At 60.1% G+C, this 15,485-nt stretch carries 15 protein-coding genes; 10 read left to right on the top strand and 5 right to left on the bottom strand.

Going from position 1 to position 15,485, the window contains the following annotated elements; all coding sequences use genetic code 11:
• Positions 1-64: 64 nt before the first annotated feature.
• Positions 65-388 (top strand): type I restriction-modification enzyme R subunit C-terminal domain-containing protein, encoded by a 324-nt coding sequence (locus tag CATRI_RS00545; RefSeq protein WP_290218670.1) that lies wholly within the window; start codon positions 65-67, stop codon positions 386-388.
• A gap of 112 nt (positions 389-500) precedes the next feature.
• Here CATRI_RS00545 and CATRI_RS00540 read toward each other — a convergent pair whose 3' ends face one another.
• On the bottom strand, positions 501-1,598 hold the full coding sequence (locus CATRI_RS00540) for a Fic family protein (protein ID WP_353959730.1): 1,098 nt from the start codon (positions 1,596-1,598) through the stop codon (positions 501-503).
• Positions 1,599-1,739: 141 nt separating this feature from the next.
• Here CATRI_RS00540 and CATRI_RS00535 point away from each other — a divergent pair, with 141 nt between their 5' ends.
• The 7 genes from CATRI_RS00535 to CATRI_RS00505 all read left to right on the top strand — a co-directional run bounded on the left by CATRI_RS00535 (position 1,740) and on the right by CATRI_RS00505 (position 10,147).
• Positions 1,740-3,308 carry a class I SAM-dependent DNA methyltransferase gene (locus CATRI_RS00535; RefSeq protein ID WP_290218667.1) on the top strand — a complete coding sequence of 523 codons (1,569 nt, stop codon included), beginning with the start codon at positions 1,740-1,742 and terminating at the stop codon, positions 3,306-3,308.
• Positions 3,305-4,495 carry a restriction endonuclease subunit S gene (locus tag CATRI_RS00530; protein ID WP_290218665.1) on the top strand — a complete coding sequence of 397 codons (1,191 nt, stop codon included), beginning with the start codon at positions 3,305-3,307 and terminating at the stop codon, positions 4,493-4,495. Before CATRI_RS00535 ends, CATRI_RS00530 begins: the two co-directional genes overlap by 4 nt.
• Positions 4,495-5,415 carry a restriction endonuclease gene (locus tag CATRI_RS00525; RefSeq protein WP_290218662.1) on the top strand — a complete coding sequence of 307 codons (921 nt, stop codon included), beginning with the start codon at positions 4,495-4,497 and terminating at the stop codon, positions 5,413-5,415. The genes CATRI_RS00530 and CATRI_RS00525 overlap by 1 nt, the downstream gene beginning before the upstream one ends.
• Before the next feature lie 147 nt (positions 5,416-5,562).
• The gene (locus tag CATRI_RS00520) at positions 5,563-5,964 is read left to right on the top strand and encodes a DUF6941 family protein (RefSeq protein WP_290218661.1); all 402 of its coding nucleotides are present in this window, start codon (positions 5,563-5,565) and stop codon (positions 5,962-5,964) included.
• Complete coding sequence (locus CATRI_RS00515; RefSeq protein WP_290218660.1) at positions 5,892-6,173, top strand: DUF4258 domain-containing protein; 282 nt, start codon at positions 5,892-5,894, stop codon at positions 6,171-6,173. Before CATRI_RS00520 ends, CATRI_RS00515 begins: the two co-directional genes overlap by 73 nt.
• 10 nt (positions 6,174-6,183) lie before the next feature.
• Positions 6,184-6,510 carry a DUF2283 domain-containing protein gene (locus CATRI_RS00510; protein WP_290218655.1) on the top strand — a complete coding sequence of 109 codons (327 nt, stop codon included), beginning with the start codon at positions 6,184-6,186 and terminating at the stop codon, positions 6,508-6,510.
• 94 nt (positions 6,511-6,604) lie between these two features.
• Complete coding sequence (locus CATRI_RS00505) at positions 6,605-10,147, top strand: DEAD/DEAH box helicase family protein (RefSeq protein ID WP_290218650.1); 3,543 nt, start codon at positions 6,605-6,607, stop codon at positions 10,145-10,147.
• A gap of 54 nt (positions 10,148-10,201) precedes the next feature.
• Here CATRI_RS00505 and CATRI_RS00500 read toward each other — a convergent pair whose 3' ends face one another.
• Positions 10,202-11,473 (bottom strand): ATP-binding protein, encoded by a 1,272-nt coding sequence (locus CATRI_RS00500; RefSeq protein ID WP_290218647.1) that lies wholly within the window; start codon positions 11,471-11,473, stop codon positions 10,202-10,204.
• Between the two features lie 240 nt (positions 11,474-11,713).
• On the opposite strand from CATRI_RS00500, the gene CATRI_RS00495 reads away from it, so the two are divergent.
• Together CATRI_RS00495 and CATRI_RS00490 are read left to right on the top strand one after the other, a co-directional pair.
• Positions 11,714-12,091: a TetR/AcrR family transcriptional regulator gene (locus CATRI_RS00495; protein ID WP_290218644.1), complete on the top strand. Its 378-nt coding sequence runs from the start codon at positions 11,714-11,716 to the stop codon at positions 12,089-12,091.
• A 24-nt stretch (positions 12,092-12,115) separates the two neighbouring features.
• Positions 12,116-12,472 carry a hypothetical protein gene (locus CATRI_RS00490; RefSeq protein ID WP_290218641.1) on the top strand — a complete coding sequence of 119 codons (357 nt, stop codon included), beginning with the start codon at positions 12,116-12,118 and terminating at the stop codon, positions 12,470-12,472.
• A 22-nt stretch (positions 12,473-12,494) separates the two neighbouring features.
• Here CATRI_RS00490 and CATRI_RS00485 read toward each other — a convergent pair whose 3' ends face one another.
• Genes CATRI_RS00485 through CATRI_RS00475 form a run of 3 tightly spaced genes read right to left on the bottom strand, consistent with a single transcriptional unit; the run spans position 12,495 to position 15,421 of the window.
• A complete protein-coding gene (locus tag CATRI_RS00485; protein ID WP_290218639.1) occupies positions 12,495-13,106 on the bottom strand; it encodes a LutC/YkgG family protein in 612 nt (203 codons plus the stop codon).
• Entirely contained in the window at positions 13,107-14,615 is a 1,509-nt protein-coding gene (locus CATRI_RS00480) for a LutB/LldF family L-lactate oxidation iron-sulfur protein (protein WP_290218636.1), read from the bottom strand.
• Complete coding sequence (locus CATRI_RS00475) at positions 14,612-15,421, bottom strand: (Fe-S)-binding protein (RefSeq protein ID WP_290218632.1); 810 nt, start codon at positions 15,419-15,421, stop codon at positions 14,612-14,614. The genes CATRI_RS00480 and CATRI_RS00475 overlap by 4 nt, the downstream gene beginning before the upstream one ends.
• Positions 15,422-15,485: the final 64 nt, after the last annotated feature.

The raw sequence follows: 15,485 nt of genomic DNA, 5'->3' as shown, positions 1-15,485 counted from the left end.
TAAGCCGTGGTCACCGATTTCGGCCTGCCTTCCGACGTTGCGAAAATCATCAGCACCTCACTTGTTGAGGAGAGGCCCCGCCCTGCGCACCGCCCGCCCATTGATCCCGGAGCTCATCCGTCGTCTCGCCAGCCTGAACGAGGACGCGGTGCGAGCCAAGTTCTCTGACCTGCTTCAGGGTTCCACGCTGACGGCCAACCAGATCGGGTTCATGCACACGATCTTGGACGCCCTGCTGCACAGCGGTTACTTGGAGACGAAGGAGCTGCTGGAGGCACCCTTCGACGCCTACGGCAACCCCCTCGACCTGTTCACCGGAAATCAGGCGATCGCCATCAATCTCAACTCGCGCCTCACCCGTATCAACAGCTCTGCTGGGGTGGGGTAAAGGGGGCAGTCGGCGGGGTGGGGCGGAACGTGCGTTCGCCCCGATATGTCGATGGCATCACCACATCCAGGAAACGTGTCGATTTTTAAGCCTTAGATCGACATGTTGATGTTTAGGCACTGGTCAGGATATTAAGCGCGGCGGAGTTGATGAAGATTTTCTGCCGCCCGATCTTGACCTCTACGAGCATCCCCGCCTCCACTAGAGATGAAAGCCAGACGGACGCTGTCTGCCGCTTGGCCAGTCCAGAGTCAACAACATCCTGGATACGGATGTACGGGTTAATAATGAGAAGCTCTGCCATCTCAGCTGCCGGCACGCTTCCACCGAGGGAGCGGATTCGGGCAGCAGTGTCCTCTTGGAGCCCACGCAGGCGACCGATGAGCTCGAAGGCCTCTCGTGCTGCCTCCTCCACCCCCCGGACCATAAACAGAATCCATTGTTCCCATTCAGAGTTTTCCGTCACTCCGCGGAGCAACCGATAATAGGAATCCTTGTTGCTCACGATGAAGCCGGACAAATAGAGTACAGGAAGACGCAAGAGCCCTTCCTGGATGAGCAGCAAGACGTTGAGGATACGGCCGGTACGTCCATTGCCGTCATGGAACGGGTGAATCGCTTCAAACTGGTAATGAGTCATGGCCATCAGCACAAGGGGATCCACCCCATGCTCGGAGTATATGAACCTCTCCCAGGCGGTCAAGTGCCCTTCTAGGACCTCTTTCCCTTCGGGAGGGGTATACACGCGGGTCCCTCGACGAGGATCACCAATGTAGGTGCCAGGAGTGGACCGTATGAGGGCTGGTCGTCCCAGAAGGATGCTACCGATCTGCTCAGCTGATTTGAGTGACACCGGCCGATCAGTGAGATTTGCTACTCCCGCATGGAGCGCTTCCCGATAGCGCAAGGCTTCTTTGGTCGCTGGCGTGGGATCCAGGTCGACGTTCCACGCGGCTCGGAAGAGCTCATCATTGGTGGTGACGATGTTCTCGATCTCTGTCGAGGCCTGGGCCTCACGGAGCGGAATGGTAGAGGTAATGATGTAGGGATTCGGAATCAGTCGACAGGCCGTGTCAAGTGCTGCGAGTTGTTCACGGGCACGGATAACAGCCTTGAGCACGGAGATCGTCTCCACTGGCTTATCCGGCGGCAGAGCTGGGAGGTTATTGTAGGGGCGATCTGGGTGGGGTCGCGCGCGGACATCGCTCATGTCGACAGCCTAAACAGATCCCGAGAATATGTCGATATTCGGACCAGAGATCGACATCTTTTTCGTTTCGGCCCCGATCACTGCCAGTCACCTGCCCCGAGGTGCCCCAAGCCCCACACCCACCCGATAGGCTCGACTCTTATGATCACTGGCCCTCTCCGCAATCAGGTTGACCGCATCTGGGATGCATTCTGGTCCGGCGGTATTTCTAATCCGATGACTGTCATTGAGCAGTTCACCTTCCTGCTATTTTTGAAGCAGCTGGATGAGCGTCAGGCGAGTGCGGAGTTCCAACGCACCCTCGGCGTCGATGCTGCGGATGTCATCCCCGCCAACAGTCTTCACCTGCGGTGGCGGGAGCTGATGCAGATTCCGGACGGCTCCCAGCGCCGACAGGTGATTGATACTGAGGTGTTCCCGTTCCTCCGTGAGGGGCTGGGCAGCGCGGGCTTTGCCCGCCACATGCGCAATGCAACGTTCGGCATCGACAGCCCGGGCACGTTGCTCACCGTTATGGAGCTTATCGACGCCCTCTCGTTCCCCAACAAGGACATGGCCGGCGATCTCTACGAGTACATGCTGTCGAAGTTGGCGGCATCCGGCACGAACGGCCAGTTCCGCACGGTCAGCCACGTAATCGATCTCATGGTCAACCTCATGGCGCCGGCCCCGCACGAGCGGGTCATTGATCCCGCCTGCGGCACCGCTGGCTTCCTCGTTGGCTCCGCCGAGTGGACGAAGGACCATCACAGGGACGCGCTTCTCGATCCCCGCACCCGCGAGTTCTTCCCCATCCAGGCTCTGACGGGGTTCGATTTCGATGCCACGATGGTCCGCATCGCCGCGATGAACATGTTCATGCACGGTGTCACTGATCCGCAGATCTCGTACCAGGATTCCTTGCAGCAGCTCCCGTCTGGCCACGACGAAAATTACGACATCGTGCTGGCTAACCCACCGTTCGCCGGTTCCATCGATGCCAATGCCCTCGATCCGGCGTTGTCGGAGAAGTTCACCTCTAAGAAGACGGAGCTGCTGTTCGTGCAGCGTTTCCTTCAGCTGCTGCGCCCCGGCGGGCGGGCCGCAGTCATCGTCCCCGAGGGTGTGCTCTTCGGTTCCACCCGCGCGCACAAAGCACTGCGTAAACAGCTTATCGACGACCACCGCCTCGACGCCATCATCAAACTCCCCTCCGGCACATTCAAGCCCTACTCCGGGGTATCCACCGCGATCCTGTGCTTCACCAAAACGAACAGCGGCGGCACGGAGGATGTGTGGTTCTACGAGGTCCGCGCCGACGGCTACTCCCTCGACGACAAGCGCACCCCACTCCTGGCACCTCACCTCCTCGGCCCGGTCCCCCTCGAAAAGGAACCCGACCCCGAACTCGTCGACGAGCATCTCGACCCCACTACCCTCACCCCCGAGCAGCATGAAAGCAACAACCTCCCCGACGTGCTCAACAGATGGGCACAGCGTACCGGGCCCGAACGCGACCGTGCCCGTACTGAACAGTCTTTCGCCGTCCCTATCGACGAGATCCGCAACGCCAACTACGACCTCTCCATGAACCGCTACAAGGAGATCGTCTTCGAGGCCGCCGGCACCCGCGATCCCTTGGAGATCCTTGCTGAGATCCGTGCCCTCGATTCCGAAATCACCGCTGGCATCGATGAGCTGGACCAGATGCTGCGAGGTGAGCGGAAGTGACTGCGGAGCACGAGTGGCCGATAGTGAGGTTGGGGGATTTCCTCACCACCGCGAACACACCAGAAAGAATCTCGACGCCGGACGTTGAGGCTTTCATCACCGTCAAACTCCACGGTGAAGGTGCGGTCCGTCGATCGATCGGGACAGGAAAAACCCCAAGACCTTTCACCGGCTACCGAGTATCAGCAGGTCAGTTCATCTACTCTCGAATTGATGCTAGAAATGGGGCTTTTGCCATTGTCCCGCAGAAGTTAGATGGATCCGTCGTCTCCAAGGATTTTCCAGTCTTCAACATTGATATTTCACTATGCAATCCGAAATTTCTGGAGCACTTCCTAAAAACTCGCATACTCGCTGAGATGGCACGGTCGCGAAGCAGTGGAGCCACGAATCGACAAAGAATCAAGGAGGATATCCTTCTCGACTTCCAGATTCTCCTCCCCCCGCTTGACGAGCAACGGCGGATCGCGAGGATTCTGGACCAAATCGAATCATTGATTTCCAAGATAGACCAAACAATTGAACTTCTTAATGAGCTCTTAGGCTCACACTTTAGACAATGCTTCAAGTCTGACTCCACCAGGCGCAACTCAGTCAAGTTGCGATCAATTGCTTCACTTGTGGGAGGTAAAAGCATCGTTGCGAAATCGAGCGATGTCACATCACCTTTCAAGGTATTGAAAACGAGCGCCATTACATCAGGGACCTTCAATGCAAGTGAAAGCAAAGATCTACCCTCGGACTACATACCCCCTGAAGGCCACATCGTAAAGCCCGGCGACCTATTGATTAGCCGTGCAAGTGGGACAGCACAGCTAATCGGCGCAGTTTCTCTTGTCCCTCAGGGAGTCTCGGCGAATCTAGCAATTCCCGACAAGATCTGGCGTTTCAAATGGAAGAGTGCACATTCTTCCCCCACCTTCTATTATTCGTGTTTCCAACTTCCAGAAACTAAAGCACAAATTCGTCACGCAAGCTCTGGGTCTGGAGCCAGTTTCATGAAAAACATTCCAAAATCAAAATTGCTCGAAATTGACCTACCGGATGCCAGCTTCAAAGAACAAGAGTCCTTTGCAAACTTTTCATATCAAGTAGAATTCACCAAACAAAGACTTGCTCAAAAGAAGGATTTTCTCCGGCAAATTCTCATATCGATCCAATCCCGCGCCTTCCAAGGAAAGCTCTGATGGCTATTCGTACTTGGGATGGCTACCTCACCCCGGTTCTGGAGGTGCCGAAAGGTGGGATGGCCGCGGTCCGTCGTGATCTCATCGAGCAAGTGGCAAGGCAGACGGGTATCACTGACAAGGATCGTCTGGAGTACATCAACTCGGGTCAAGCGCTTTACGTAAGCCGGATCAGCTGGGCGATTACGTATCTACATCGCGCTGACTGCTTGGATCGCCCCAAGCGTGCCCACTATGCAATCAACGACCTCGGCCGGGAACTTCTCGCAGCCCACCCGGAGGGCCTGAACGGCAAACTACTTTCCCAGTTCGCGGAGGCACACGGCATCGTGCCGCCAGCGACGAGTCACAAGTTGTCGACGGTGGCGGGTGATGGCGGGGACGTCGATAAGCAACAGGAACTGACGCCGACCGAACTGATTGAGGCGGGCGTCGAGAGGCTGCACGCCAATGTGGCGGCAGACCTGCTGGACCGGCTGTATGCAAATGATCCCGCTTTCTTTGAGCAAGCCGTCCTCGACCTGCTCATCGGCATGGGCTACGGCGGCACGAAAGGCCGGGCGACGCGCACCCAGCTGAGCAACGACGGGGGGATCGACGGAGTCATTGACCAGGACGCCCTCGGGCTTAGCCGCATCTACGTGCAGGCGAAACGATACGCACTCGATCGAGTCGTGGGCCGGCCCGACATCCAAGCGTTCGTCGGTGCACTGCACGGGGAACAGGCACACCAAGGTGTGTTCATCACCACCGGGCAGTTCAGCAGTGGTGCCGTGGGGTATGCCGAGAATCTCAACGTTCGCGTGGTGCTCATCGATGGGGCCCGTCTCGCACAGCTGATGATCCGCTTCGGCGTGGGCGTGCAGGTCAAGCGCACAGTGTCGGTCGTCGAGGTGGATGAGGACTTCTTCGAGGTGTAGGGCTGAAGGCCACAACCCGGAGAAAGATCGTCCCTGTTTGACCGGAAGTGCACATCGAAGGCTTTGGCAGAGTTGCGCGCTGTCAGCTTCGGCTCCATTCGGTCACGGGGCCGCCATACGTCCTCCGCCTATGCTTAACTGTGCATTATGGCTGCAGACCTTGACTACGCGTACCTCGCAGAGTTCGCCCGGACCCAGGATGGGACGATCACATCGGTCGGGGCGAGTTTCACCCAAACTAGGTCCTCTGGTTTTCCAGCGATGATGGAACTTTATGTCGTAGGCCGCATCCGTCGACCAGAGGACGAGGCGGCTCCAACGGTCTCGATCGAAGTTCGAGGCCCCGGAGAGTCACCAGCGATTGAATTCGCAGCTACGCTCGAAGACACAGAAGATGCAGTGAAATACGATGGGAAGATCGGGACCGTCTTCGTGTTCTCCGGTCCTCTCATCCTGTCAGCGCCCGGAATCTACGAATGCCGCATATCAGTGGACGGGGAGTACGTCCGCCGCTTGGCTTTCGAGGCACTCACCCCGCAAGACCATTGATTCTCAAGTTCTCGCCGCACGCCCGGCACAGGATGAGAAGTCGAAAAATCACGGAAGATGAGGTCAGGCAGGTCTTGTCCTCACCTGAGCTCACCCGTCCTGGAGATCCTGGTCGGACCGTGTATGAGAGAAAAATAGGTAGAGTAATATGCGTCGTCGTTGTCAATGACAGCGACCCAACAGTCATCGTGACCGTGTTCGTGCGATAAGGAGGCTTCCATGACGCAAATGTCCATCACAATCGATCAGTCGGTAAACGCCGTGTACATCGCACTATCTGACGCGGAAGTCGCGCGCACGGTGCAGGTTAACTCGGCATGTCTTGTAGATCTGGATGAGTTTGACTGCTTGGTTGGCGTCGAACTACTCAACCCTCGTGGCGCGTCGCTCAGCGAGATCCAGACACATGTTCACGTAAGGAGTGAGGACATTGCTCCTTTGGGACAAGCGTTGAAGATGGTCCCTGCATACTCAATGGCGAGTGGCTCGCTGACCTCGCGGTCACAGGTCCGAGTTCGGCAGGACACCGAGTTTTCAGCTGCCTGAGACTCGCCCCCTTTACCCGAGCTTCAGCTAAGCAGCCTCGGACTCACGTTCACATGACCACACCCACGTTCGCCCTGCCGGATATGATTCACCCATGACCGCCCCCGCTCCCAGCAACTTCGCCTTCCTCGGACGCGTCTGGCCGGCATTGTTGCGGGATTGCATTCAGGCGGAACGCACGGCGCTCTCGGACCCCAAGGTCAGCTGCTTCCTGTCACGACATGTGTTGGAACGACTGGTGCACCACATTTGGGAGTTCCGCGGGCTGGGCGCCTGGGAGGCTCTGAGCCTGTTCGACCAGTTGCAGGACCCGGGGTTCACCGAGGTTGTTCCCGGCCCGCAACGCGACAAAATGCACGTCATCCGCAAGGTGGGCAACAACGCGGTTCATGGGGACCAAGTTATCCAGCCGCAGGAGGCAGTTCGCCTACTCAAGCACTTGTTCGACGTGCTCAACTATGCTACTGCTCGTCATTCCGCCCACCCGGAGTTCCGCCCCACTTCGCCCTTCGACGAGAGGTTGCTCACGCAGTCGGCCCCGCAACCTCAGATCTCTCGCGTGCAGCTGAGCAAGATGGCCGCGGAGCTGCAGGCGAAGGAGCAGGAGTTAGCGAAGTCCGCGCTCCTTCTTGATCAGGCGGAGGCCCAGCGCCAGAAACTGGCGGAGCAGCACGCTGCGGAGCAGGCCCGTTTCGCGCAGGCTCGCGCGCAGGCCGCCGCCGACCACTCTCGCCTCGAGGAGATCGCTGCCGAGCGTGACAGGGAGATTGCACGCTTGCGTGCACAGCTGCGCGAACAGCAGGCGATGGCTGCGGGGGCGGGGGCGTCGCCAAGCATTCCAGCGCAGATCAGTGAGGCCGAGACCCGGCGCGATCTCATTGACCCCATGCTCGCCGAGGCCGGATTCACGCTCGGAGACAACCTCAGTGTGGAGCATCCTGTCAGCGGCATGCCACTGTCGGGAGAAAACCGCACCGGTCAAGGCTTTGTCGATTACGTGCTGTGGGATGACAACGGCCAGCCGTTGGCGCTGGTGGAGGCCAAGAAGTCCAGCTCCAGCATGGCGGTCGGCCACACGCAGGCGAGGCTCTACGCCGACTGCCTGGAACGGCAGTATGGGCAGCGGCCCCTGATCTTTAACACCAACGGGCACGCCATCCAGCTCACCGATGATGCCGCCCACCTGCCTGGGAGCGGTGCCGGATACGGAACACGCGCGGTCGAGGGATATCCCACCACCGAGCAGCTACGCACCCTCATCCACCGGCGTCGCCACCGCCGGGACCTCGCCGCTATGACCGTCGACCCGGATATCGCTGGCCGTGCCTACCAGCTGGAGATGATCCGTCGGGTCACCGAAGCCCTCCAGCAGGAGCGACGCCGCCGAGCTCTTCTCGTCATGGCGACCGGCACTGGCAAGACGCGCGTCGCTATCGCCACCACCAAGCTTCTCCGCGAGGCCGGCTGGGTGGGTAAGGTTCTCTTCCTCGCCGACCGCACGGCATTGGTGGAGCAGGCCTATGAAAACTTCCTCACCCACTATCCGGACTCCGTGCCGGTGAATCTGCTGGCCGATCCGCGAGGCGTCGGACAGGTCTACGTGTCCACCTATCAGACGATGATGGGCCTGATCAGCGACGACGGCACCACGCCCGCCCGTTTCCGGCCCTTCGACTTCGACCTCATCATCGTCGACGAGGCCCACCGCTCCATCTACCATCGTTTCCGCCGCATCCTCGACTACTTCGACTCCTACGTTCTTGGCCTCACCGCCACCCCCAAGGACGATGTCCACCGCGACACCTACCTCTTGTTCGACATCGAGGACAAGGTTCCCACCGGGGCTTACACCCTGGAGCAAGCTATCGCGGACAATCACCTTGTGCCTTACCGCGTGCTCACCCAGGATTCGTTGTTCTTGCGCAGCGGCGTCCGCTACGAAGATCTTTCCGAGGAAGAGAAGCAGCGCTGGGATGCCCTCGACTGGGGTACCGATGACACCGGAGATCCCCTACCTCCGCCCGACGGAGCCAGTCCGGCCGAGATTAACGCGCGACTGTACAACCTCGACACGATCCGGAAAGTCCTGTCCACGCTGGTTCAGGAGGGCATCAAGGTGGGCGGCGACCATCTGGGCAAGACGATCATCTTCGGCCGCACGCAGCAGCACGCGGAGCTGATCAAGCAGGAGTTCGACCGCCTCTTCCCTGCCTACGCTCCGAAGGCGTCGCAGGTGATCACGCATTCCACCCGGTACGCCTCTGCCGCGATCAAGGAATTCAAGAATCCCACCAGCGGCATGAACGTGGCCATCAGCGTCGACATGCTCGACACGGGCATCGACGTCCCCGAGGTGGTCAACCTCGTCTTCTTCCGCCCCGTGTACTCAGCGACGAAATTCTGGCAGATGATGGGCCGCGGCACCCGACTACGCCCCGACCTCTTCGCCCCCGGAGTGGACAAGAGCGTCTTCCACGTCTTCGACTTCTGCGGCAACGCAGAAACCTTCCTCAGCGGCGAGATCGCCGACACTCCTGGCGCCCGCCAGGTCACCCTCTCCGAGCGCCTCTTCCTCAGCCGCGCCCGCCTGGTCTCGCTTATCGACGCCACCGCCTTCCGCACCGAGCTCTCCTCCCACCTGCACTCCCTGGTGCAGGCGATCCCGCCCGGCCACATCCTGGTCCGTCCACAAGACCGCCCGGTGCTGGAGCGCTACCAGTGCCGCGAGGCATGGTCCGCACTCACCGAGCGAAACGTAGAGGAACTCGCCGAGCACGTCGCCGGACTGCCCATGTCCACGATGGAGGACAAAGAATCAGCCAAGCGTTTCGACCTGCTACTCCTGCAACTACAGCTGGCTTTGATGTCGCCAGATGCGTCCTGGGAGAAGAACCGCGGGCGCGTCGAGAAGATCGCAGCGGACCTGCTCATGGTCGACAACATCGCGCCGGTGGTAGCCCAACGGGATCTACTCTCCCAAGTCGCCGACCCGGAATGGTGGACAGACGTCACGGTTGAGGACCTGGAAACAGTACGACGCGGGCTGCGTGACCTCATGGATTTCCTTCCCCAGCACAAACGCGCCACCGTCATCACCGACTTCGAGGATGAATTCGGGGACGTTGCCGAGTTCGATCTACCGACCGGCGAAGCAAGCGTGTTCATCAACGTCTCCCTCGTGGAGGAAAAGCTACGAGCCGAGCTCGAACGACATCACTCCTCGGTGGCGATGCAGAAACTGCGTACCGCTCGACCACTGACCCCCGATGATGTGAACGCCTTGGAGTTGATGATCGCCGATGCTGGCCTTGAGGGCGTGAACACCCTCCGGGAAAAGCTCGGCGCCGATTCCATCCCCGACTTCATCCGCCGCCTCGTCGGCCTGGACGAAGCAGCAATGCGGGAGGAGTTCTCGGATCTCCTCCAGGGGTCAACATTGACGGCGAATCAGATCGGATTCGTGCGCACCATCGTGGACGCCCTGGCACGCAACGGCTATCTAGAGGTAAAACAGCTCTTCGAAGCACCTTTCGACACCTACGGCAGTCTGGTGGACCTGTTCGCCGGCAATCAGGCGATAGTCGTCGACCTTAGTTCCCGCCTCCAGCGGATCAACAGTTCCACGGCCGTCGGGTAATCGGTGAGCGACATCCTTTGTTTTCCTTCCATTGTTTCTACGCTCGGGGCGACGTTACGGTCCGAACGCGGTGAGGGGGATGACCAGAATGTTGTCGGGACGTCGATAAGCAATGCCGGTAGGGACGATGACTGCCAGAACGACCGGGGATCCGACTTTCGCAGTATCGACGGTCTCCGCAAATCTGTGGAGACTGCGGGCCGCTAGCTCGATGGAGTCTTCGGTGCCCATCTTTACCTCGAATGCGGCCCACCGACCATCGCGAAGCTCAACAATCGCGTCGACTTCCAGACCATTGGAATCCCGATAGTGGAAGACCTGCCCGCCAAGCGCCTGCGCGTAAACCCGAAGATCCCTGATCACCAGCGACTCAAAGAGGAATCCGGTGTAGTTCAGATCTCCCAGCAGTTTTTGTACGCCCGCACCCAACGCAGCAACGGCCAAGGAAGGATCAACGAAGAGCCGCTTAGGCGTCTTCCTTAGCTGAGCCTTCGACCTGAGGTGCGTGTTCCACGCCGGAAGGTCCTCCACGAGGCTAAGGCGTCGCAACGCCGAGTGGTACACAGATACCGTTTCTCGATCCAACGGTCCTTCAGCCCCACCCGTATCGGATGCGATCTGCTGAAAACTCGCCTCCGTGGCCACATTGCGGGCCAAAGACGCCAGCATTCTTCGCACCATAAACGGATCACGCGAACGCCCTGACACCAATGCAACATCCACCTCGCACACCTGATCAAGGTACGCACCGTTGACAAGCACCGCGTCCTCTACATTGATACCCAGCAAACCCGGCCAGCCGCCGATCACCATGCGCTCCAGAACACCGATCAGATCCAGATCCGACCCCGCCGCTGCTGCAAACTCACCTGCAAACAGCTCCGACAAAGATGCCTTCCCCGTCGAATGCCCTGATTCAAACAATGTCATCGGGCGCATCTGAAGTGTCGCGATGCGTCCAGCACCCGAATGACGGTTGACATCGTCATTGGGAACTGAAGAACCCGTCAGAATGAACTGGCCCTTCCGAGGTGCTCGGTCATCCACCTCATGACGGATGGCGTTCCACAGATCAGGCACCACCTGCCATTCATCGATGAGTCGGGGCACGTCTCCCTTCAACGTCTGCTGAGGCAGCACCGAGGCTGTAGTTTGCGCATTCGGATCACGATCCAATCGCACAGTGCTCGCGGCATGCTGCAATGCAGTCGCGGTTTTGCCACTCGCCTTTGGCCCTTCGATGAGCACGGCTCCCATGACTGCTAGGTACCTCTCGAGCAGACCGTCCAGGATTCGTGGAACGTAGGTGCGGTTTTCGCTCGTCATGGCCCTAATAATACCCCCAGTCCGCAGTTTATAGGGATTTCAACCCGCAACTTATGGCATTTTCAACCCGCAACTTGTGGGATCGCGCATTGGGACAAGCTGATCGGCCCGCATCCACCGTCTGCCAGACCCTGTGTCATGGAGTACACCGCCAGGACCGCGAGGCGCCCTCCGCAAAGTGAGGAGCGCCACACACCCTAGTTATAGACGATCTATTCTAGAATGAGTATTCTTTAACCCATGGGAAGACCACGCGAATTCGATGAGAACCAAGTGCTGATCGGAGCAACGGAGTTGTTCGGAAAGCAAGGCTTTGATGCCGTATCGGTGGATACCATGCTCGCTTCATTGGGCTTAAACCGAGCGAGTTTCTACAAGATCTACGGCTCCAAGCACGGCCTATTCCGAATGGCTTTGGAGGACGTCTGCCACAGAGCGAAGGACGGCCATATCGACGACAGCTCGAAGGATCTCATCGTGGTGGCCCTCGTGGAGCTCGCGCCCACCAGCAAAGACCTCCGAGATCTGACGCTTCGCGCCACCACGGCGGTTTTCAACGATGACGCGAGCGCAATAGGGGAACACCTCGTCTCCCGCGCCTCAAGACCAACCAGCTAGAAACGACAACCAAAGGAGAACATCATGAACAACACCATCACTTTCACCGACACCGATCTCATTGTTGAACCCCGTGGGCTCGACAAGATGTGGTCGTTCACCGGGCGGCTGACCATTCCGTGGGAGCATGTGCGAGGTGCCACGCATGACCCCGGCACGAAGAACGAGCCCAAGGGCATGCGAGCTCCTGGCCTACGCCTCGGCCAGAAGCTCAGCGGAACGTTTCACAACGACGGTGAACGCGTGTTCTGGAACGTAAACGGCTACGAAAACACGGTTGTCATCGAGCTAGTCCACGAGCACTTCAATCGTCTCGCCATCTCCTTGGAGGATCCTGCCACCAAGGCTGCGCAGATCAATGCGAGGGCTGCGGCTCACTGACCCCAGCCCTTCATCACCCCACCTACCCCAGCAGCACTACATCCAGGGTGCGGGGACCGTGGACGCCTTCGACGCGCTCGAGCTCGATGTCCGAGGTGGCGGAGGGCCCAGAGATCATGGTGATCGGGGCGGTGGGCTCGACCCGCTTGAGGGCTTCGGGGATGAGTTCGACGATGCTGTCCACGGGCACGATGCAGATGTGGTGATCGGGGACAAGGGAAATTGCGCGACGTCCCTCGTCTTCGCGGCCGCTGAGGAAAATCGTGCCAGTTTCGGCGCAGGAGACGGTGGAGGAGGTGATCACGCCGTCGAGGGCGTCGAGGTCGCGCACGCCAAGCTGTTCGTCGAGGACCGGTTCGATGGAGCCGGGGAGCCATTCGCGCCGAAGACCAGCGGGGATGACGATGCGGGCGCCGTCGTTAAGCAGTTCGGCGATACGGTTGGGCAGGGTCTCGGCAGTCTCGCGGTAGACGCCGGCCTTGTAGTCGATAAGCCGATCTTCGAGCATCTCCAGGAGTTCCTCGCGGCCGACGTTTGAAGTCTGGCGGTAAGCGCGGGGGACCTCGGGGGCGGCGGGGTGATCGTGGAGGGCGTTGTGGATGCGGGAGAGGATCTCGGTTTTGGCGTCAGACATTTAGTTTTCCTCCTGTGCAACAGCGCCGTCGATGTCGAGTCGGTACTCGGTCTCCGAAGAGTGTTTGTTCCACCAGTTGCGGAAGGAGCTGGTGGGCGGGGTCGGCACGACGCGCTCTTGGGTCCAGCCGCTAGCGACGCCGGGGAGCCATTTGATGCCCTTGCGCCCGACGAGTGCTCCGAGGGGAAGGAAGCGTTCCGCCACGGACATGAATACGCCAGAGGACATCATGACGGAGGCTCCCTTCATCAGCAGGTCGAACTGTGAGGGGATCTTGTTGTCGTGCGCTTCGACGGCCTGGGCACGCAGGTGCACGAGGATGTCCGGGATGTTGATCTTGACCGGGCAGACCTCGTAGCAGGCGCCGCACAGGGAGGAGGCGAACGGCAGGGTGGCGTTCTCCTCGGACGTAATGCCGGTGAGCTGCGGGGAGAGGATCGCACCGATGGGCCCCGGGTAGGTGGAGCCGTAGGAGTGACCACCGGCGTGCTCGTAGACGGGGCAGACGTTGAGGCAGGCGGAGCAGCGGATGCAGTGGAGAGCGGAACGGCCGGCGGCGTCGTCAAGCACGGCGGTGCGACCGTTGTCCAGCAGGATGACGTGAACGTCCTGCGGGCCGTCACCGGGGGTGACTCCGGTCCACATGGAGGTGTAGGGGTTCATGCGCTCGCCGGTCGACGACCGCGGGAGTAGCTGGAGGAACACCTCCAGGTCATCGAAGGTCGGGACGATCTTCTCAATGCCCATGACGGTGATGAGCGTGTCCGGCAGGGTCAGGCACATGCGGCCGTTGCCCTCTGATTCGACGACGGTGAGGGTGCCGGTGGAGGCCACGCCGAAGTTCGCGCCGGAAATCGCGACGGAGGTGGAGAGGAACTTCTCGCGGAGGTGACTGCGAGCAGCCTCGGCGAGCACGCCGGGTTCGTTGGTCAGCGTCTCGTCGGTCTCCGGCATTTCGCGAACGAAGATTTCACGGATCTCGTTGCGGTTGCGGTGAATCGCGGGGACGAGGATGTGGGAGGGTTTGTCGTGTCCCAGCTGGACGATGAGCTCGGCCAGGTCGGTTTCAAAGGCGGAGATGCCTTCTTCTTCGAGGGCTTCGTTGAGGCCGATCTCCTGGGTGGCCATCGACTTGACCTTGATTACTTCGTCGACGCCCTTGGCCTTGATGAGGTCGGCGACGATGCGGTTGGCCTCCGCCGCGTCACGCGCCCAGTGGACGGTGCCGCCGCGGGCGGTGAAGTTGCGCTCGAATTCCTCCAACAACTCAGGGAGGCGGGCCCCCACGGTTTCCTTGAGCGCGGACCCGGAATTGCGCAGGTCCTGCCAGTCGGGCAGCTCATCGACGACGCGCTGGCGCTTGTCGCGGATGGTGTGCGTCGCGTGGTGGATATTCGCGCGCATCTGCTCGTTGCGCATCTCCTTCTTCGCCGCGTCGGGGAAGGGGACGTCGATGTGAATGTTGCCTTGACCGTGCACGACTGGCATACCGAGGGTGACGGGGCTCATCGCGAGGCTCCTTCCGGGATCGCGTGGCTGTAGCCGTGGGAGATATCGAGGGGGTTCTCGCGGGTGGCGGCGAGGATCTCTGCGAAGTGCAGGGTTTGGATGCCGGACTCGCCGCGATGGCGAATGGCACCACCGAGGTGGAGGAGGCAGGCGGCGTCGCCGCCGGAGCAGATCTCCGCGCCGGTGGAGCGGATGTTGCCGATCTTCTCCTCCGCCATCGCGCCCGAAACATCGGGGTTCTTCAGGGAGAAGGTGCCACCGAAGCCGCAGCATTCAGCCGAGTTGGGCAGTTCCCGGAAGTCGATGCCCTCGACGGTGCGCAGCAGAGAGGGCTGGCGATCGCCGAGGTGGAGCAGGCGCTTCCCGTGGCAAGAGGGGTGGTAGGTCACGGAGTGGGGGAAGTAGGAGCCGAGCTGCTTGGCAGCATCGGTAACCCCCAGGACGTCGATAAGCAGTTGAGAAAGCTCATAGGTGTTATCGGCCACAGCTTGGGCATCGCGGGCCAAGCCCTCGTCGCCGGCGGCGCGGGCGACCATCGGCTGCTGGTGGCCGAGGGAGGCAACGCAAGAGCCAGAAGGGGCGACGGCCACGTCATAATCGGCCTGCTGGAAGGCCTTGACGTGGTTTTTCACCACCGGAAGCGCATCGTCGAGGTAGCCGCTATTAACGTGCATCTGGGAGCAACAGCCCTGACCGGTGGGGAATACGACCTCGTGGCCGAGCCTCTCCAGGATGCGGACGGTGGCAAGGGCCACTCGGGGGTACATCGCATCAACGATGCAGGTGGAGAATAAGGCGATCTTCATGAAGCCTCCAAAGTCGATTGCCTGTGGTCAGACCATGATATGACAGTGAGCGGGGTCACGCAAG

Origin of the sequence: Corynebacterium atrinae, from assembly GCF_030408455.1 — a bacterium.
GTDB classification, from domain to species: Bacteria; Actinomycetota; Actinomycetes; order Mycobacteriales; family Mycobacteriaceae; genus Corynebacterium; species Corynebacterium atrinae.
The sequence above is the reverse complement of the archived record's forward strand: the minus strand, read 5'-3'. Positions and strand labels throughout refer to the sequence as shown.

Excerpts from the sequence above, each read along its gene's own strand:
- CATRI_RS00540 (WP_353959730.1), bottom strand. The coding sequence starts at position 1,598 with ATGAGCGATGTCCGCGCGCGACCCCACCCAGATCGCCCCTACAATAAC.
- CATRI_RS00535 (WP_290218667.1), top strand. The coding sequence starts at position 1,740 with ATGATCACTGGCCCTCTCCGCAATCAGGTTGACCGCATCTGGGATGCA.
- CATRI_RS00525 (WP_290218662.1), top strand. The coding sequence starts at position 4,495 with ATGGCTATTCGTACTTGGGATGGCTACCTCACCCCGGTTCTGGAGGTG.
- CATRI_RS00520 (WP_290218661.1), top strand. The coding sequence starts at position 5,563 with ATGGCTGCAGACCTTGACTACGCGTACCTCGCAGAGTTCGCCCGGACC.
- CATRI_RS00515 (WP_290218660.1), top strand. The coding sequence starts at position 5,892 with ATGCCGCATATCAGTGGACGGGGAGTACGTCCGCCGCTTGGCTTTCGA.
- CATRI_RS00510 (WP_290218655.1), top strand. The coding sequence starts at position 6,184 with ATGACGCAAATGTCCATCACAATCGATCAGTCGGTAAACGCCGTGTAC.
- CATRI_RS00505 (WP_290218650.1), top strand. The coding sequence starts at position 6,605 with ATGACCGCCCCCGCTCCCAGCAACTTCGCCTTCCTCGGACGCGTCTGG.
- CATRI_RS00500 (WP_290218647.1), bottom strand. The coding sequence starts at position 11,473 with ATGACGAGCGAAAACCGCACCTACGTTCCACGAATCCTGGACGGTCTG.
- CATRI_RS00495 (WP_290218644.1), top strand. The coding sequence starts at position 11,714 with ATGGGAAGACCACGCGAATTCGATGAGAACCAAGTGCTGATCGGAGCA.
- CATRI_RS00490 (WP_290218641.1), top strand. The coding sequence starts at position 12,116 with ATGAACAACACCATCACTTTCACCGACACCGATCTCATTGTTGAACCC.
- CATRI_RS00485 (WP_290218639.1), bottom strand. The coding sequence starts at position 13,106 with ATGTCTGACGCCAAAACCGAGATCCTCTCCCGCATCCACAACGCCCTC.
- CATRI_RS00480 (WP_290218636.1), bottom strand. The coding sequence starts at position 14,615 with ATGAGCCCCGTCACCCTCGGTATGCCAGTCGTGCACGGTCAAGGCAAC.
- CATRI_RS00475 (WP_290218632.1), bottom strand. The coding sequence starts at position 15,421 with ATGAAGATCGCCTTATTCTCCACCTGCATCGTTGATGCGATGTACCCC.